This window comes from Planomonospora corallina, assembly GCF_042650625.1.
In the GTDB taxonomy this organism is placed as follows: domain Bacteria; phylum Actinomycetota; class Actinomycetes; order Streptosporangiales; family Streptosporangiaceae; genus Planomonospora_B; species Planomonospora_B corallina.
In genome coordinates this window covers 1-15,369 of record NZ_JBHSBM010000043.1, presented here as the reverse complement: position 1 = coordinate 15,369, position 15,369 = coordinate 1, and the positions used below count along the sequence as shown (strand labels likewise).

14 protein-coding genes are annotated in these 15,369 nt (G+C 71.6%); 10 read left to right on the top strand and 4 right to left on the bottom strand.

Annotated elements, in window-relative coordinates:
• Nucleotides 1-6 precede the first annotated feature (6 nt).
• The 7 genes from ACFOWE_RS29295 to ACFOWE_RS29265 all read left to right on the top strand — a co-directional run bounded on the left by ACFOWE_RS29295 (nucleotide 7) and on the right by ACFOWE_RS29265 (nucleotide 8,047).
• On the top strand, nucleotides 7-834 hold the full coding sequence (locus ACFOWE_RS29295) for a CHAP domain-containing protein (protein ID WP_377293504.1): 828 nt from the start codon (nucleotides 7-9) through the stop codon (nucleotides 832-834).
• Between the two features lie 503 nt (nucleotides 835-1,337).
• Nucleotides 1,338-2,675 (top strand): ABC transporter substrate-binding protein, encoded by a 1,338-nt coding sequence (locus ACFOWE_RS29290; RefSeq protein ID WP_377293503.1) that lies wholly within the window; start codon nucleotides 1,338-1,340, stop codon nucleotides 2,673-2,675.
• An 82-nt stretch (nucleotides 2,676-2,757) separates the two neighbouring features.
• Nucleotides 2,758-3,738, top strand: coding sequence for a carbohydrate ABC transporter permease (locus ACFOWE_RS29285; protein WP_377293501.1), 981 nt, complete (start codon nucleotides 2,758-2,760; stop codon nucleotides 3,736-3,738).
• The gene (locus ACFOWE_RS29280; protein ID WP_377293499.1) at nucleotides 3,735-4,616 is read left to right on the top strand and encodes a carbohydrate ABC transporter permease; all 882 of its coding nucleotides are present in this window, start codon (nucleotides 3,735-3,737) and stop codon (nucleotides 4,614-4,616) included. The genes ACFOWE_RS29285 and ACFOWE_RS29280 overlap by 4 nt, the downstream gene beginning before the upstream one ends.
• The gene (locus ACFOWE_RS29275) at nucleotides 4,613-6,037 is read left to right on the top strand and encodes a GH1 family beta-glucosidase (RefSeq protein WP_377293497.1); all 1,425 of its coding nucleotides are present in this window, start codon (nucleotides 4,613-4,615) and stop codon (nucleotides 6,035-6,037) included. Before ACFOWE_RS29280 ends, ACFOWE_RS29275 begins: the two co-directional genes overlap by 4 nt.
• Before the next feature lie 31 nt (nucleotides 6,038-6,068).
• The gene (locus ACFOWE_RS29270; RefSeq protein WP_377293542.1) at nucleotides 6,069-7,076 is read left to right on the top strand and encodes a LacI family DNA-binding transcriptional regulator; all 1,008 of its coding nucleotides are present in this window, start codon (nucleotides 6,069-6,071) and stop codon (nucleotides 7,074-7,076) included.
• A 62-nt stretch (nucleotides 7,077-7,138) separates the two neighbouring features.
• Nucleotides 7,139-8,047 (top strand): aldose 1-epimerase family protein, encoded by a 909-nt coding sequence (locus tag ACFOWE_RS29265; protein WP_377293495.1) that lies wholly within the window; start codon nucleotides 7,139-7,141, stop codon nucleotides 8,045-8,047.
• Nucleotides 8,048-8,178: 131 nt separating this feature from the next.
• On the opposite strand, the gene ACFOWE_RS29260 is transcribed toward ACFOWE_RS29265, so the two are convergent.
• Nucleotides 8,179-8,475, bottom strand: coding sequence for a hypothetical protein (locus ACFOWE_RS29260; protein WP_377293494.1), 297 nt, complete (start codon nucleotides 8,473-8,475; stop codon nucleotides 8,179-8,181).
• A gap of 133 nt (nucleotides 8,476-8,608) precedes the next feature.
• On the opposite strand from ACFOWE_RS29260, the gene ACFOWE_RS29255 reads away from it, so the two are divergent.
• Entirely contained in the window at nucleotides 8,609-9,631 is a 1,023-nt protein-coding gene (locus tag ACFOWE_RS29255) for a DMT family transporter (protein WP_377293492.1), read from the top strand.
• A 30-nt stretch (nucleotides 9,632-9,661) separates the two neighbouring features.
• Here ACFOWE_RS29255 and ACFOWE_RS29250 read toward each other — a convergent pair whose 3' ends face one another.
• Nucleotides 9,662-10,174 (bottom strand): GNAT family N-acetyltransferase, encoded by a 513-nt coding sequence (locus ACFOWE_RS29250; protein WP_377293490.1) that lies wholly within the window; start codon nucleotides 10,172-10,174, stop codon nucleotides 9,662-9,664.
• A 197-nt stretch (nucleotides 10,175-10,371) separates the two neighbouring features.
• Between ACFOWE_RS29250 and ACFOWE_RS29245 the strand changes: the two genes are divergently transcribed.
• Complete coding sequence (locus tag ACFOWE_RS29245) at nucleotides 10,372-11,646, top strand: FAD-dependent oxidoreductase (protein WP_377293488.1); 1,275 nt, start codon at nucleotides 10,372-10,374, stop codon at nucleotides 11,644-11,646.
• Nucleotides 11,647-11,657: 11 nt separating this feature from the next.
• Nucleotides 11,658-12,989, top strand: coding sequence for a class II 3-deoxy-7-phosphoheptulonate synthase (locus tag ACFOWE_RS29240; protein ID WP_377293486.1), 1,332 nt, complete (start codon nucleotides 11,658-11,660; stop codon nucleotides 12,987-12,989).
• 195 nt (nucleotides 12,990-13,184) lie between these two features.
• Here the strand turns inward: ACFOWE_RS29240 and trxA are convergent, their stop codons facing one another.
• A complete protein-coding gene (gene trxA, locus ACFOWE_RS29235; protein WP_377293484.1) occupies nucleotides 13,185-13,553 on the bottom strand; it encodes a thioredoxin in 369 nt (122 codons plus the stop codon).
• A gap of 171 nt (nucleotides 13,554-13,724) precedes the next feature.
• On the bottom strand, nucleotides 13,725-15,369 hold a 1,645-nt coding region (locus ACFOWE_RS29230; protein WP_377293482.1), incomplete at its 5' end, for an ExeM/NucH family extracellular endonuclease.

The following is a 15,369-nucleotide window of genomic DNA, read 5'->3' as shown; positions in this document are numbered from 1 at the left end:
CCCCGTATGGGCAAGCACCGCCGCACCTCCCCCTCGAAGATCCGCGTCATCTCCTCCGGGAGGAGCAGGCCCTCCCACACGAAGAGCCGGACCTCCGTCCCGGAGGGCCAGGACTCCCCCGCGAAGAAGCGCCGCCTGACCCACGTCCTCGTCGGCGCCTCGGTCACCCTCGCCGGCGGGGCCGTCGCGAGCCCTCCCGCCCACGCGGACACCGGGCAGGATCTGTCCGCCGCGATCGCCGCGATCGCCTGGAAGGGCGAGCGGCCGGCCTCCCGGGCGGTCTCCGCGGAATCCGCCAGGTCCAGGACGTCCCTGCAGGTCATCGCCGACGGACTGCCGAAGGTCTCGGCCGCCGAGGTGCTCGACATCGCGGAGCGCCAGATCGGCGTGAAGGAGAACGGCGCCGGCGGCGGCACCAAGTTCCACCGGTGGTACATGGACTCCTACCGCGCCGACGAGACCGTCGAGCGCGACGGCGGCAGCATCCGCGGCTACGCCAACGCCCCCTGGTGCGCGATGTTCGTCTCCTGGGTGGGCGAGCAGGCCGGCATCCGGCCCGTCTTCGGCTGGGACGCCTACACCGTCACCTACGCCCAGTGGTTCAAGGCGAACGGGCACTGGGGCAGGACCGCCAAGTCCGGCGCGCTCGTCTTCTTCGACTGGAAGGGCGGCGACAGCCTGTACGGGATCGACCACGTCGGCCTGGTCGAGAAGGACAACGGCGACGGCACGATCACCACGATCGAGGGCAACACCGGCAACGGGAAGGTCGAGCGGCGCGTCCGCCCGAAGTCCCAGGTCGTCGGGTACGGCTACCCGGTCTACCGGGCCTGACCGGCCCGCCCGGACACGAGGGGGCACGGCCCGCACGGGCCCTGCCCCCTCGCCCGTTCCACGGGCCCTGCCCCCTCGCCCGTTCCACGGGCCCTGCCCCCTCGCCCGTTCCACGGGCCCTGCCCGCTTGTCCGCTTCACGGACGGGACGGGCGCACCGCCCGGGCCCGCCTCCGTGATCCTTCCGGAGGTCCACGGCCCCGGATCCGGCCGCATGCCCTCCCCCTGGATCACGGCGTGCTGTGGGAGCGCTCCCGTTATGGGAGCGCTCCCAGCAGCATCTCTGGGGCGTTTGTACACTTAAAGCGCTATACATCCTGCTTCTGAACACGAGTTGTAACGGTTGAGTTTCGGCATATTGACGTTCCCGTTGCCCGTCGGCCACTCTTCGTGGGAGCGCTCCCAAATATGGTGCAGAGCCCACCCGCCTCGGCCCGGTTTGTCGGGGACCGGCCGCGGCGGCACCTCCCATCGATTCGGACGACCACCTGAGAGGGGTCCGGAATGCTGAACACCAAGCGGCAGGGCAAGCTCGCCGCCGTTGCGGTCATGGCGGTCACCGCCCTGACGATCACCTCCTGCGGCTCGGGCGACGAGAAGCCCGCCACCAGCGGCGGCACGTCGGCCGCGGCCGAGCCGGTCACCATCACCGTCCACACCTTCGGCGGCGGCGAGAACTTCGGCTACGACAAGGCCGTCGAGAAGTGGAACGCCGAGCACCCGAACATCCAGATCAAGTACCAGAACCTCACCGACCGCTTCGAGGACGTCTACCTGCCCCAGCTGCTGCAGAAGCTGCAGGCCGGCAGCGGCGCCGGCGACGTCGTCGGCATCGACGAGGGCGCGATGGGCCTGATGGCCCAGCGTCCGCAGTTCTTCGCCGACCTCGGCCAGTACGGGCTGGAGAGCCGCAAGGCCGACTTCCCCGCGGCCAAGTGGGAGAACGGCATCAACAAGGACGGCAAGCTCTTCGCCCTCGGCACCGACATCGGCGGCATGGCGATGTGCTACCGCAAGGACCTGTTCGAGAAGGCCGGCCTGCCGAGCGAGCGCGAGGAGGTCAGCAAGCTCTGGCCCGACTGGAACGCCTTCATGGAGACCGGCAAGAAGTTCCAGGAGAAGGTCAAGGACAGCAAGTTCCTCGACGGCCCGAACACCCTCTACAACGTGGTCCTGTCGCAGGAGGCGCCGAAGAACGGCAACGTCGCCTACTTCGACAAGAGCAACCAGCTCGTCATCGAGAGCAACCCGGCCGTCAAGACCGCGTTCGACACGGTGAAGTCCTTCAGCGAGGCGGGCCTGACCGCCAAGCTCGCCTCCTTCACCAACGAGTGGAGCGCGGCGACCAAGAAGGGCGGCTTCGCCGTCATGGGCTGCCCCGCCTGGATGGTCGGTGTGATCGAGGGCAACGCCGGCGAGGAGAACAAGGGCAACTGGGACGTGGCCGCGGTGCCCGGCGGCGTCGGCAACTGGGGCGGCTCCTACCTGGCCGTCACCTCCCAGAGCAAGCACCCCAAGGAGGCCGCCGAGGTCGTGAACTACCTCACCGGCAAGGAGGGGCACATCGCGGCCTTCGAGGAGGCCAACGCCTTCCCGAGCTCCCTGCCCGCCCAGCAGGACCCGGCGGTGGCCGAGAAGAAGAACGCCTTCTTCAACGACGCCCCGGTCGGCAAGATCTTCGGCGAGTCCACCGCGGGCCTGCAGCCGGTCTTCCTCGGTGAGAAGCACGCCCAGGTGAAGACCTCGGTCGAGAAGATCCTCGAGGGCATGGACAAGGGCTCCATCCCCTACGGCGAGGCCTGGGCCAAGTTCGTCGAGGCCGGAGTCAAGGCGGCGGGCTGATCCCCGTCCCGACCCGTACGGGCCCGGCGGCGGCCACCCCGCCGCCGGGCCCGTCGCCTGCCCACCGCTGAAAGGCTGACCGATGACTCTGAACATCGACACCCCCGCCCCGGCGCGGAAGCCCGGCCCAGGCCGGTCCTCCGGGCGCCGGGGCTCGGGGCGGGGCGGCAGCGGGCTCGCCAGGTTCGACCTCCGAGCGACCCCCTACTTCCTCGTCTCCCCCTACTTCCTGCTCTTCGCGCTCTTCGGCCTCTTCCCGCTCGTCTACACCGCGTGGGTGTCCCTGCACGACTGGGAGCTCGCCGGAGACAAGACCTTCACCGGCATCGACAACTACGTCGAGCTGATCGCCGACGGGACCTTCTGGAACGCGGTGCTCAACACCGTCGGAATCTTCGTCATCTCGACGATCCCCCAGCTCGTCCTGGCGCTGCTGCTGGCCAACGCCCTCAACAAGCGGATCAAGGGCCGGCTCTTCTTCCGGCTCGGCATCCTGCTTCCGATGGTGACCTCGGTCGTCGCGGTCGCCGTGGTCTTCACCCAGCTCTACGGGCGCGACTACGGCATGGTCAACTGGTTCCTCGGCCTCTTCGGCGCCGAGCCCCTCGAGTGGCAGAACCAGAGCTGGAGCGCGTGGCTCGCCATCTCCACCATGATCGACTGGCGCTGGACCGGCTACAACGCGATCATCCTGCTGGCCGCCATGCAGACGATCCCCAAGGACCTCTACGAGGCCGCCTCCCTCGACGGCGCCTCGGCGACACGGCAGTTCTGGCAGATCACCGTGCCGATGCTCCGCCCGACGCTGATCTTCGTGGTCTTCGTCTCCACCATCGGCGGCCTGACCCTGTTCGCCGAGCCGGTGATGTTCGAGGGAAGCCCGCTGATGACCGGCGGCGCCACCGGCCAGTACCAGACGGTGGCCATGTTCATCGTCAAGGAGGCGTTCCGTGACTTCGACATGGGCTACGCCTCGGCGGCCGCCTGGATGCTGTTCGCGCTGATCCTCGTCGGCATCCTGATCAACTACTCCTTCACCCGCCGCATCGGGGGTAAAAAGTGACGGCGATCCAGGCAGGACGGCGCTCGCGGGGCCCCGCCTCCGCGGCGAACCGCATCTGGGACGCGGGCCCGCTGACGAAGGTGGTCCTCGCCTTCGCGCTCGTGCTCTCGGCGTTCCCGATCTACTACATGTTCGTCATGGCCACGCGGACCAACGACGAGGTCCTCGAGACGCCCCCGCCGCTGCTGCCCGGCGGCAACCTCGGCGAGAACGTCCAGCGGCTGCTCGAGAACGAGAACGCCTACTTCGGCACCGGCCTGATCAACTCGATCATCATCTCGACCACGGTGACCGTCTCCGTGGTTCTCATCTCCACCCTGGCCGGCTTCGCCTTCGCCAAGCTGAAGTTCAAGGGCGGCAAGCTCCTGCTGGGCACGATCCTGCTGACCATGATGGTCCCGCTCCAGCAGATGGGCATCGTCCCGCTCTACGAGATGATGGTGACGCTCGGCTGGACCGGCCAGATCCAGGCGGTGATCCTGCCCTTCCTGGTCAACGGGTTCGGGGTCTTCATGATGACCCAGTACACCTCCCAGGCGGTGCCGGACGAGCTCATCGAGGCGGCCCGGGTCGACGGGGCCTCCACCATGCGCATCTACGCCGGCGTGGTGCTGCCCGCCGTACGGCCCGGCATGGCGGTCCTGGCCCTGCTCACCTTCATGCAGAACTGGAACGAGTTCCTGTGGCCGTCGATCGTGCTGAACCCCGAGAACCCGGTGGTGCAGACCTCGATCTCGATGCTCAACCAGGCCCGCGGCACCGACTACGTCATGCTCTTCACCGGCACGGCGGTCTCGGTCCTCCCGCTCGTCGTCGTGTTCATCGCATTCGGCCGGCAGATCGTCGGCGGTCTCATGGAAGGTGCGGTCAAGGCGTGACAACGCAAGATGCGCGTATTCAGGCCCCGGAACTGGTCTTCCCGACCGACTTCGTCTGGGGCGCGGCCACCTCCGCCTACCAGATCGAGGGGGCCGTCACCTCCGGTGGGCGCGGCGTCTCCATCTGGGACACCTTCGTCCGGCAGCCCGGCCGGGTCGTCAACGGCGAGAACGCCGACGTGGCCATCGACCACTACCACCGCTACCGCGATGACGTGGAGATGATGGCCTCCCTCGGCCTGGGGGCCTACCGGTTCTCCGTCTCCTGGCCCCGGATCCAGCCCGACGGCACCGGCCCGGCCAACGCCGAGGGTCTGGACTTCTACAAGCGGCTGGTCGACGAACTGCTGGCCCGGGGCATCGACCCGTGGGTCACGCTCTACCACTGGGACCTGCCCCAGGCGCTGGAGGACGCGGGCGGCTGGCCGTCGCGTGAGACGTCCGCGCGCTTCGCCGACTACGCGGCCCTCGTGCACGACGCGCTGGGCGACCGGGTCCGCAACTGGAGCACGGTCAACGAGCCGTGGTGCGCGGCCTTCCTCGGCTACGCCTCCGGCGAGCACGCCCCCGGCCGGCGCGAGCCCGCCCAGGCGATGTACGCCGCCCACCACCTGCTGCTCGCGCACGGCCTGGCCGTGGAGGCCATGCGGGCACAGCGCTCCGACACCCGGATCGGCGGCTGCGTCAACCTCTACGCGATCTCGCCGCAGACCGGTTCCGAGGCCGACCTGGACGCCGCCCGGCGCATCGACGGCCTGCAGAACCGGTTCTTCCTGGACGCCCTGCTGAAGGGCGCCTACCCGGCCGACGTGCTGGAGGACCTCGGGGAGATGGCGGGCTTCGCCCGGGAGGGCGACCTGGCGGTGATCGCGCAGCCGCTGGACATGCTGCTGATCAACTACTACAGCCGCTTCACCGTCTCCGGCAAGCCCGGCGGCGCGGCGTCCGCGGCGGCGGCCCCCACCGACTCGGGCTCCCCCTGGGTCGGCAGCGAGCACGTCTCCTTCGTCCAGGGCGGCCGGCCGGTCACGGCCATGGGCTGGGAGATCGACGACTCCGGTCTCTACGAGATCCTGACGAGGCTGCACCGGGAGTACCCGGCGGTCCCGCTGGTGATCTCCGAGAACGGCGCGGCCTTCGACGACGTCGTGGCCGCGGACGGCACCGTGCACGACGGTGAGCGGCGCGACTACATCGCCGCCCACCTGCGCACCTGCCACGCCGCGATCCAGGCCGGTGTCCCGCTCACGGGGTACTTCGCCTGGTCCCTGATGGACAACTTCGAGTGGGCGTGGGGGTACGGCAAGCGCTTCGGCCTGGTCCACGTCGACTACGGGACGCAGGTGCGTGTTCCCAAGGAGAGCGCTCTTTGGTATGCCGAGACCATCAGGCGTGGGGGCCTGAACGGTCCGGCAGAATAAGAGCGACACATCACCCATGGGGGCAAAGCACATGAACGGCGATCGTCGTCCGACTCTCGAGGCGGTCGCGGCCTTGGCCGGCGTCGGCCGGGGCACGGTGTCGCGGGTCATCAACGGCTCACCGAAGGTGAGCGCGAAGGCCCGCGACGCCGTCCACCAGGCGATCCGGGAGCTGGGCTACGTCCCCAACCGGGCCGCCCGGGCGCTGGTCACCCGGCGGACCGACACCGTCGCGCTGGTGGTCTCCGAGTCGGAGCTGCGGGTCTTCGACGAGCCCTACTTCGCCGGGACCATCCGCGGCATCGGCTCGGCGCTGTCGGAGACCGGGCTCCAGCTCATCCTGGCGATGGCCCAGTCGACGCGGGAGCACGAGCGGCTGGAGTCCTACCTGACCGGTCAGCACGTCGACGGCGTGCTGCTGATCTCGCTGCACGGCGCCGACCCGCTGCCCGGGCGGCTGGAGGCGATGGGCGTGCCGACCGTCATCGGCGGCCGCCCCGTCGGCCTGACCCCCTACAGCTACGTGGACGTCGACAACCGCGCCGGCGCCCGGCAGGCGGTGAAGTACCTGCTGGGCAAGGGGCGCCGCCGGATCGCCGCCATCGCCGGCCCACAGGACATGGGTGTGGGCGTCGACCGTCTCGCGGGCTACCGCGACGCCCTGCTCGCCACGGGGATCCCGGAGATCGTGGCCTACGGCGACTTCAGCGAGGAGAGCGGCATGGCGGCCATGCGCGGGCTGCTGGCCGACGTCCCCGACCTCGACGCGGTCTTCACCGCCTCCGACCCGATGGCGCTGGGCGCGATGCGGGTACTGCGCGAGCAGGGCAGGAGCATCCCCGGCGACGTCGCGGTGATCGGCTTCGACGACTCCCCCGCCGGGGCCCACTCCTCCCCCAGTCTCACCAGCGTGCACCAGCCCACCGAGGCCATGGGCCGCCAGATGGCCCACCTCCTGGTCGCCCGGATCAACGGCGAGCACCTGGAGCAGCCCGTGGTGATCCTCGACACCCACCTGGTCGAGCGGGAGTCCGCCTGAGCGGCCGGGCCCGCGCCCACGCCGCGGCCGCTCCCTCCCGGCCCCCTCGGAAAGGAACCTCCGTGTCCCGGCACTTCACCCTCCGCAGCGGCGCCCTCCACGCCGAGATCACCCAGCGGGGAGCGGCCCTGCGCGTGCTCCGGCACGACGGGCGCGACCTGGTGACGAGCTGGCCCGAGCAGGGTCCGGCGCCCTACTACAGCGGCGCCCTGCTCGCCCCCTGGCCCAACCGGGTCGGCGGCGCCCGCTACGCCTTCGGCGGCGAGACCCACCATCTGGCGGTGAACGAGCCGGAGCGCGGGCACGCCCTGCACGGCCTGGTCTCGGACGCGCTGTGGGAGCCGGCCGGGGAGCCGGTCCCCGGCGGCCCGGACTCGCCGGCCTCGCTGCGGCTGGCGCACACCGTCACCCCGGCGCCCGGCTACCCGTTCACCCTGTCCCTGCAGGTCGTCTACTCCCTCACCGGCGCCGGGCTGACCACGACGCTGACGGCGGAGAACACCGGCGAGGCCGCCGCGCCGTACGGCTGCGGCCCGCACCCGTGGCTGCTGGCCGGCGACTCGGTGGAGGAGTACGAGCTGCGCGTGCCCGCCCGCCGGGTGCTGCTCGTGGACGAGCTGCTGCTCCCCCGCTCGCTGGAGGACGTCGCCGGCACGCCGTACGACTTCACCGTGTCCCGCGTGGTCGGCGGCACCGCCGTGGACCACGCCTTCACCGGCCTGGTCCCGGACGCCGACGGCTCCGTGGCGGTGCGGGTGAGCGGCCCGGACGGCGGGGCCGAGGTGCGCTGGCAGGCGGCGGAGCTGCCCTGGGTCCAGGTGTGCACCGGCACCGGGCTCGGCCACGCCGGGCTGGCCGTCGAGCCGATGACCTGCCCGCCGGACGCCTTCAACTCCGGCACCGACCTGATCGTGCTCCGGCCGGGCGAGAAGACGGAGGCGTCCTGGACGATCTCCCCGGTCGAGGGGTAGGCCGGCGGAGGGCGGACCGGACGCCGGCTCCCGGCTGCCCGGAGGGCCGCCGGGGACGCGCCGGGCGGACGCACGCGGGCGGGCCGCCGCTCCCCCTGGAAACGGTGGCCCGCCCGCACCCGCCGATCGGGTCAGACCCGGGCGTGCGAGGGCATCCGGCCCTCGGTGTACGTGGTGTCGAGCATCTCCCGCTCCTGGCCCTGGGAGATGTCGCGGTGGGTCTCCTCGATGCGGAGCGCGACGCCCATGGCGAAGAAGGTCGGGGCCCACTCACCGACGAAGATGCCCCAGCGGTCCGCGCGGTCCAGGCCGGCGGCCTCCTTGTTCTTCGAGGCCCACCAGGTCGCGAACGACAGGCCGATCGACGCGATCCCGGCGGTGTACATCATGTTGGACTTCACGCCCATCTTGTGAAGCATCTTGATCATTTTCATCCCCCCGATGACGGTTCGCCCCTAGCGTTACCCTCTTGTGACGAGGTGTAACCGACTGTCCGCCTCAGCCGACACTCCCGCACACCCGCAGCTCAGGAGCCGTCCGCCGGAAGGGCGGTGGGGCACAATGACGCGGGCGGAGGTGACGGTGGTGGTACGGCGGGGCGTCGCGGCGACGCTGGCATCGGCGGCGGCGTTCGGGCTCATGCCGGTCTTCGCGTCCTACGCGTACGGCACGGGCATGTCGGTGACGACACTGCTCGCGCTGCGCTTCGCGGCCGCGGCGGGGGTGTTCCTGGCCTGGCTGGGGCCGCGCGGCGGGCTCGGGCGGCCGACCGGACGGCAGCTGGCCGTCCTCGCGCTGCTGGGCGGGGGCATGTACGCCACCCAGTCCCTGCTGTACTTCACCGCGGTCGAGCGCATCGCGCCGGCCCTGGCCGTCCTGCTCCTCTACCTGTATCCCGCGCTGGTTTGCGTCCTGGCGGCGGCCGCGGAGCGGGTCCGCCCCGGCCTGGCGGTGCTCGGGCCGGTCCTGCTCTCGCTGGCCGGGCTGGCGCTCGTGGTGGGCCCTCCGGAGGCGGGCCTGGACGTGCTCGGGGTGCTGGCGGCGGCCGGGTCCGCCGTCTGCTACGCCCTCTACGTCGTGGTGGGCAGCCGGATCTCCGCCGCGCTCTCCCCGGCGGCCACCAGCGCCTACCTGGCGGTGTTCGCCACGGGCTCCTTCACGCTGCTCGGCGTCACGACCGGCGGGCTGGAGCTCGGCTTCGCCCCGGCGGGGTGGGGCTGGGCGGCGGCGGTGGGCGTGCTCTCGACCGTGCTGGCGATGTCGCTGTTCTTCGTGGGCTCCGCGGCGCTCGGCCCGGCCCGCGCGTCGCTGCTCAGCATGGCCGAACCGGTGGTGGCGGTGGTCGCCACCTGGCTGCTGCTGGGCGGGAGCCTGTCATGGCTCCAGCTGGCCGGCGGCGCCGTGGTGCTCGCCGGCGCGGCCTGGGGGATGCTCTCCGCCCCGTCGCCGGACGGTTCCGGGGGCCGCGCGGGCCGGGCCGCCGCGGACCCGCCTGCCGGAGACCGGGCCCGGGGCCCCCGCCTCCGGGCCCGGGACGCGTCCCGGGCCCGGGCGCGTCCCCGCTCGGGACGCGTCCCGGGCTGAGGCGCGTCCCCGCCCAGGACGCGTCTCACGTCAGGGCGCGTCCCCGGCCAGGCGGAACATCTCCGCCTCCAGGCCGAAGAAGCGCCGGGTCCGGCCCAGGTGCTCCATGCCGAGCCTGCGGCAGACCGCCGTGGAGGCCTCGTTGCCGGGCATGACCAGGGCGTACACCTCCGCCAGGCCGGCGGCGAAGCCGCGCTCCACCGCGCCGCGGGCGGCCTCGGTGGCGTAGCCGTTCCCCCAGGAGTCGGGATGCAGGTGCCAGCCCACCTCGACCTCGCCCTCGCCTCCGGGGATCGGGCGGAACAGCACGGTCCCGGCCACCGTCCCGGTGGCGCGCACCTGCACGGCCCAGGACCCGTAGCGCGGGTCCCGCTCGTGGAAGGCCTGCCAGCCCTCCACCGCCCTGGCCGCGTCGAAGCCGTCGAAGGGCGGCAGCCAGCGGGTCACCTCCTGGCGGGTGTAGATGTCGGTCATCCGGTCGAGCTCGTCCGGGTCCGCGGTCCAGGTTCGCACGACCAGCCGCCCGGTCTCGTAAACGGTCATGACGGTCACCCTCCCGCACTCCGGGCGGTGCCGCGTCCCCCGCGGGGCTGATCCGCGGGACGAGCCGCCACGCCCCTCGCCCACCGGCAGGGGTGACGTGCCGGACGTCCCCGGGAGCGGGCGCGCTCCGCCCGGCGGATCCCACCCGCTCTTCTCTTCCCCGGCGGCCCGTGTCACAATTCAATGGGTGATGAATTATGAGTAGAAGCACATGCGTGATCGCCGGAGGCGGGCCCGCGGGGGCGATGCTCGCCTTCCTGCTCGCCCGGGCGGGCGTCCCGGTGACGCTCCTGGAGAAGCACTCCGACTTCCTGCGCGACTTCCGGGGGGACACGATCCACCCCTCTACCCTCCAGATCCTCGCCGAGGCCGGCCTGGCCGAGGAGTTCCACCGGCTCCCGCACCGCAAGGCCTACCGCCTGTCGGCCCGGACCGACGACGACGAGGTCCAGGTCGCCGACCTGTCCCGGCTCAGAGGGCCCTACAACTACATCGCCTTCGTCCCGCAGTGGGACTTCCTCGACCTCGTGACCCGTGCGGCCGCGCGGTACCCGTGGTTCACGCTCGTCATGAACGCCGAGGTGACCGGCGTGATCCGGGAGGGGAACGCGGTGCGCGGGCTCCGCTACCGCGACCGCGTCAGCGGGGACGAGCACGAGCTGCGGGCCACGCTCACCGTGGCCGCCGACGGCCGCCGCTCCGACCTGCGCCGGGCCGCCGGGCTCGTCCCGGTCGAGTACGGCGCGCCGATGGACGCGGTCTGGTTCCGGCTGCCCCGCGAGCCGTCCGACCCGGAGAGCCCGTTCCTGCGCGCCTCCTCCGGCCGCCTGATGGTCGCGATCAACCGTGAGACCTACTGGCAGCTCGCCTACCTGATCCCCAAGGGCGGTTTCGAGGCCCTGCGCGAGCGGGGCGTCGAGGCGCTGCGCCGGTCGGTGGCCGAGCTGCTGCCGTTCCTGGCCGGTCGTGTCGGCCTGCTGGAGGGTTTCGGCGACGTCAGCGTGCTCTCGGTGGCGGTCGACCGGCTGCGCCGCTGGCACCGCCCCGGGCTGCTGGTCATCGGGGACGCCGCGCACGCCATGTCCCCGGTCGGCGGCGTCGGCATCAACCTGGCCGTGCAGGACGCGGTGGCCGCCGCCAACCTGCTGGCCGGCCCCCTGCTGGCCGGGGGCGGGATCCCCGAGTCGCTGCTGGCCCGGGTGCAGCGGCGGCGCGCCTTCCCGACGGCGGTCACCCAGCTCGTCCAGCGCGCGGCCCAGAACCGGATCATCGGCCCGGTCCTGTCCGGGCCCGCGCGGCCGGTGCGGCTCCCCTGGTTCGTCCGCCTTCCGGTGACCGGTGCCGTGATCCGCCGTTTCGTGGGGTTGGGCGTGCTCCCCGAACACGTCCGCACACCTGCGATATCTCAACAGGGGGAAAGACTTTCTCAATCCGTGGACATTCCGGCCGGTCCTCCCGGTGGGGTGCAATAGCCTGTCGTCTCGTGAGCATCAACCTGGATTCCTGGCGACGGCTGCCCGCCGCCCAGCAGCCCGAATGGCCCGACCACGACGAACTGAAGAAGGTCGTCACCGAGCTCGAGGGGCTGCCTCCCCTGGTCTTCGCCGGGGAGTGCGACAGCCTCAAGGAGCAACTGGCGGCGGTGGCGCGGGGCGAGGCCTTCGTGCTCCAGGGCGGCGACTGCGCCGAGACGTTCTCCGGGGCCACCGCGGACGACGTGCGCAACAAGCTCAAGACCCTGCTGCAGATGGCCATCGTGCTCACCTACGCGGGCAGGGTGCCGGTGGTGAAGATCGGCCGCATGGCCGGGCAGTTCGCCAAGCCGCGTTCCAAGGGCACGGAGGTCCGCGACGGCCTGGAGCTGCCGGCCTACCGCGGCGACATGGTCAACGGCCTCGACTTCACCCCCGAGGCCCGCCGGCCCGACCCGTGGCGGCTGCTGCGCGCCTACCACTCCTCGGCGGTGACGCTGAACCTGGTGCGCGCCTTCACCAAGGGCGGCTACGCCGACCTGCGCCAGGTGCACGCCTGGAACCAGGACTTCGTGGCCGAATCCCCGGCCGGCAAGCGGTACGAGCAGCTCGCCCGCGAGATCGACCAGGCCCTGGCGTTCATGCACGCCTGCGGGGCCGACCCCGCGGAGTTCCACACGGTGGAGTTCTACTCCTCGCACGAGGCGCTCATCCTGGACTACGACCAGGCGCTCACCCGGATCGACTCGCGGACCGGCCTGCCGTACGACGTGTCGGCGCACATGGTCTGGATCGGCGAGCGCACCCGCCAGCTCGACCACGCGCACGTGGAGTTCTTCGCGAGCATCCGCAACCCGATCGGCGTGAAGCTCGGCCCGACCACCACGGCCGAGGAGGCCCTCACCCTGGTCGAGAAGCTGAACCCCGGCAACGAGCCGGGCAGGCTGACGTTCATCACCCGCATGGGCGCGGCGAAGATCCGCGATCACCTGCCCGCGCTGGTGGAGAAGGTCACCGCCAGCGGCGCCCAGGTCGCCTGGATCTGCGACCCGATGCACGGCAACACCTTCGAGGCGCCCAGCGGCCACAAGACCCGCCGCCTCGACGACGTGCTGGACGAGGTGGCCGGCTTCTTCGAGGTGCACCGCGCGCTCGGCACGCACCCCGGCGGCATCCACATCGAGTTCACCGGAGACGACGTCACCGAGTGCGTGGGCGGAGCCCACCAGATCGTCGAGGACGACCTGGCGCTGCGCTACGAGACGGCCTGCGACCCGCGCCTCAACCGGAGCCAGTCGCTGGACCTGGCCTTCCGGGTGGCGGAGCTGTACCGCTCGGCCTGACCCGGCCGCACGTCCCTCGGATTTCCCGGACGAGACTCCGGGCGGTCCGGGGGACGTCCCATGTGGCCGTCCCCCGGGCCCACGGCGTACCGGGAGGGCCCACCGGTCGCCGGCCGCTCCCGTAGGGCGCGCCTCACCGGCGCCGCCCTCCGCTTCCGCACACGGTCCGGCACGCGCGCCGGACCCGCGCGCACGTCAGTTCTGCGTGCCCAGCTCGCTGGCGATCTCGGCGCGGATGGCCTCCATGTCGAGCGCCCGCACCTGCGAGATCAGGTCCTCCAGCGCCGGGGCGGGCAGCGCGCCGGGCTGGGCGAAGACGACGATGCCGTCGCGGATGGCCATGACGGTGGGGATCGAGGTGATGTCGAACCCCTGGGCCAGCGCCTGCTCCGCCTCGGTGTCGATCTTGCCGAACGTGATGTCGGCGTGCTTCTCCGAGGCCTTCTCGAAGATCGGGCCGAACGTCCGGCACGGCCCGCACCAGGCCGCCCAGAAGTCCAGCAGGACGATCCCCTGGTCGGCGATCTCGTTGAAGTTCTTCTCGGTTACCTCGATGGTCGCCACCGCTGGCTCCTCTTTCTCTGCGTCCGTACGAGCGTCCATAACCCCGTACCCCCGCAGAGCATTCCATCCCCGGCCTCGCAGGGGAAACCGCTGCCCCGCAGCGGCCCCGCAGCGGAGGACCCGCCCCGCCGGGAGCGGCGGGACGGGTCCTGGAGACGGATCGGCGGGGCGTCAGCCCTTGCCGCCCGGCAGGTTGAGACCGACGACCACGGGGTCGTGGTCGGAGGAGCGGAACGCGTCGGGCGCGTACAGGCCCGGCGGGTTGAACTCCTGGTTGTAGTCCAGCATCCTCGGCTCGTCGGCGTTGATGTGCCAGATCGTGGCGCCGGTGACCCGCTTGAGCAGCTGCCCGCCGGCCAGGGCGTGGTCGAGCTCGCCGACCCGGCCCTCGAACAGATAGCTGTAGCGCAGCGGCGCGGGGATGAACTTCTTGGTCACGCTGGCCAGGCCGCCGGCCTCCAGCGTGTCGATCGGGTCCTCCTCGCCGTAGGCGTTGAGGTCGCCCAGGACCAGCGGGTTGGGCAGGTCCAGCTTGTCGATCATGGCCAGCGTGGCGCGTGCCTCGCGGACGCGGTCGCCGTTGTAGCAGCTCTGCCCGTCGCCGGCGTCGGCGTTGTCGCCCGTGGCGCCATCGCCGCAGCCCTTGGACTTGTAGTGGTTGACGATGACCGTGAACGGCTGGCTGCCCTTGGTCCGGCGGAAGGTCTGCGCCAGCGGGGGCCGCTTGAAGATCGGGTCGGTCGTGCTCTGGGCGGCGCCGACGGGCTGGACCTTGGCCGGCTTGTAGATCATCGCGACCTTGATGACGTCGGTGCCGGGGTTGGGGTTGCCCAGCGCCGCGTAGGTGCCCGCGCCGACCTCGGCGTTGAGCGCGTCGACCAGCGCCTGCAGCGCGGTCTGGCCGTTGTTCTCGACCTCCATCAGGCCGACGACGTCGGCGTCGAGGCCCTTCAGCGCGGCGACCAGCTTGGCCAGCTGCCGCTTCTGCTCCTCGGGGCTGGAGGCGCCGCGCGAGCCGACGGTGGTGAACCAGTTGAGGGTGTTGAAGCTGGCCACCTTGACGTTGCCGCCCACCGGGAGCGGCTTGGGCAGACGCAGGTTGGTGCGCTCGAACGCGACCTTCTTGGTCGGCTGGAGGCGGTAGGCGCCGAAGCCGTACCCCATCACGCCGGTGAGGCCGGTCGTGGTGTCGCCCAGCCGGACCGCGTGCGGGTCGGTGTGCGGGACGGTCTTCGGGTTCTCGACGCCCGAGGCGTCGTCCACGAGAAGGGTGCGGCGCGCGTCCTTGGCCGCGTCCACACCGGGCCGGTCGGTCGGCTGGTAGATCCGGCCCTCGGAGGAGACGGTGATCTCGCCGTAGCGGCCGAGGTTGTAGTGGTCGCTGACCGTGAGCCGCTCGGGGAAGGTGACGAGCATGTTCTCGACCGGCTCGTAGGTCGTCCCCGCGGCGCGCGGGAGGGCCAGCTTGACCGGCCTGATCGGGGTGAGCGGCGCGGTGCCGCAGACGTCGACGGCGGTGACCGGCGACAGCTCGGTCCAGCCGTTGTACTCCACGACCCGGCCGGTGACCAGCACGCGGTCGCCGACCTTGACGTCCTTGAAGGAGGTGCGGGCGAAGGCGAACAGGCCCTCGGAGGTGGCCGGGTCGGAGTCCGGGGTCGGGTCCTGCAGGAAGAACCCGCTGAGCTGGCTCGGCTCCTGGAAGTCGGCGGTCACCACGCCCTCGACCCGGACGGTCTGGCCGGCGAGCGGGCTGGCGGCGCCGTTCCCCTGCACCTGGGCGATCTGGTGGGTCGCCGGGGTCTCACAGGTGGTG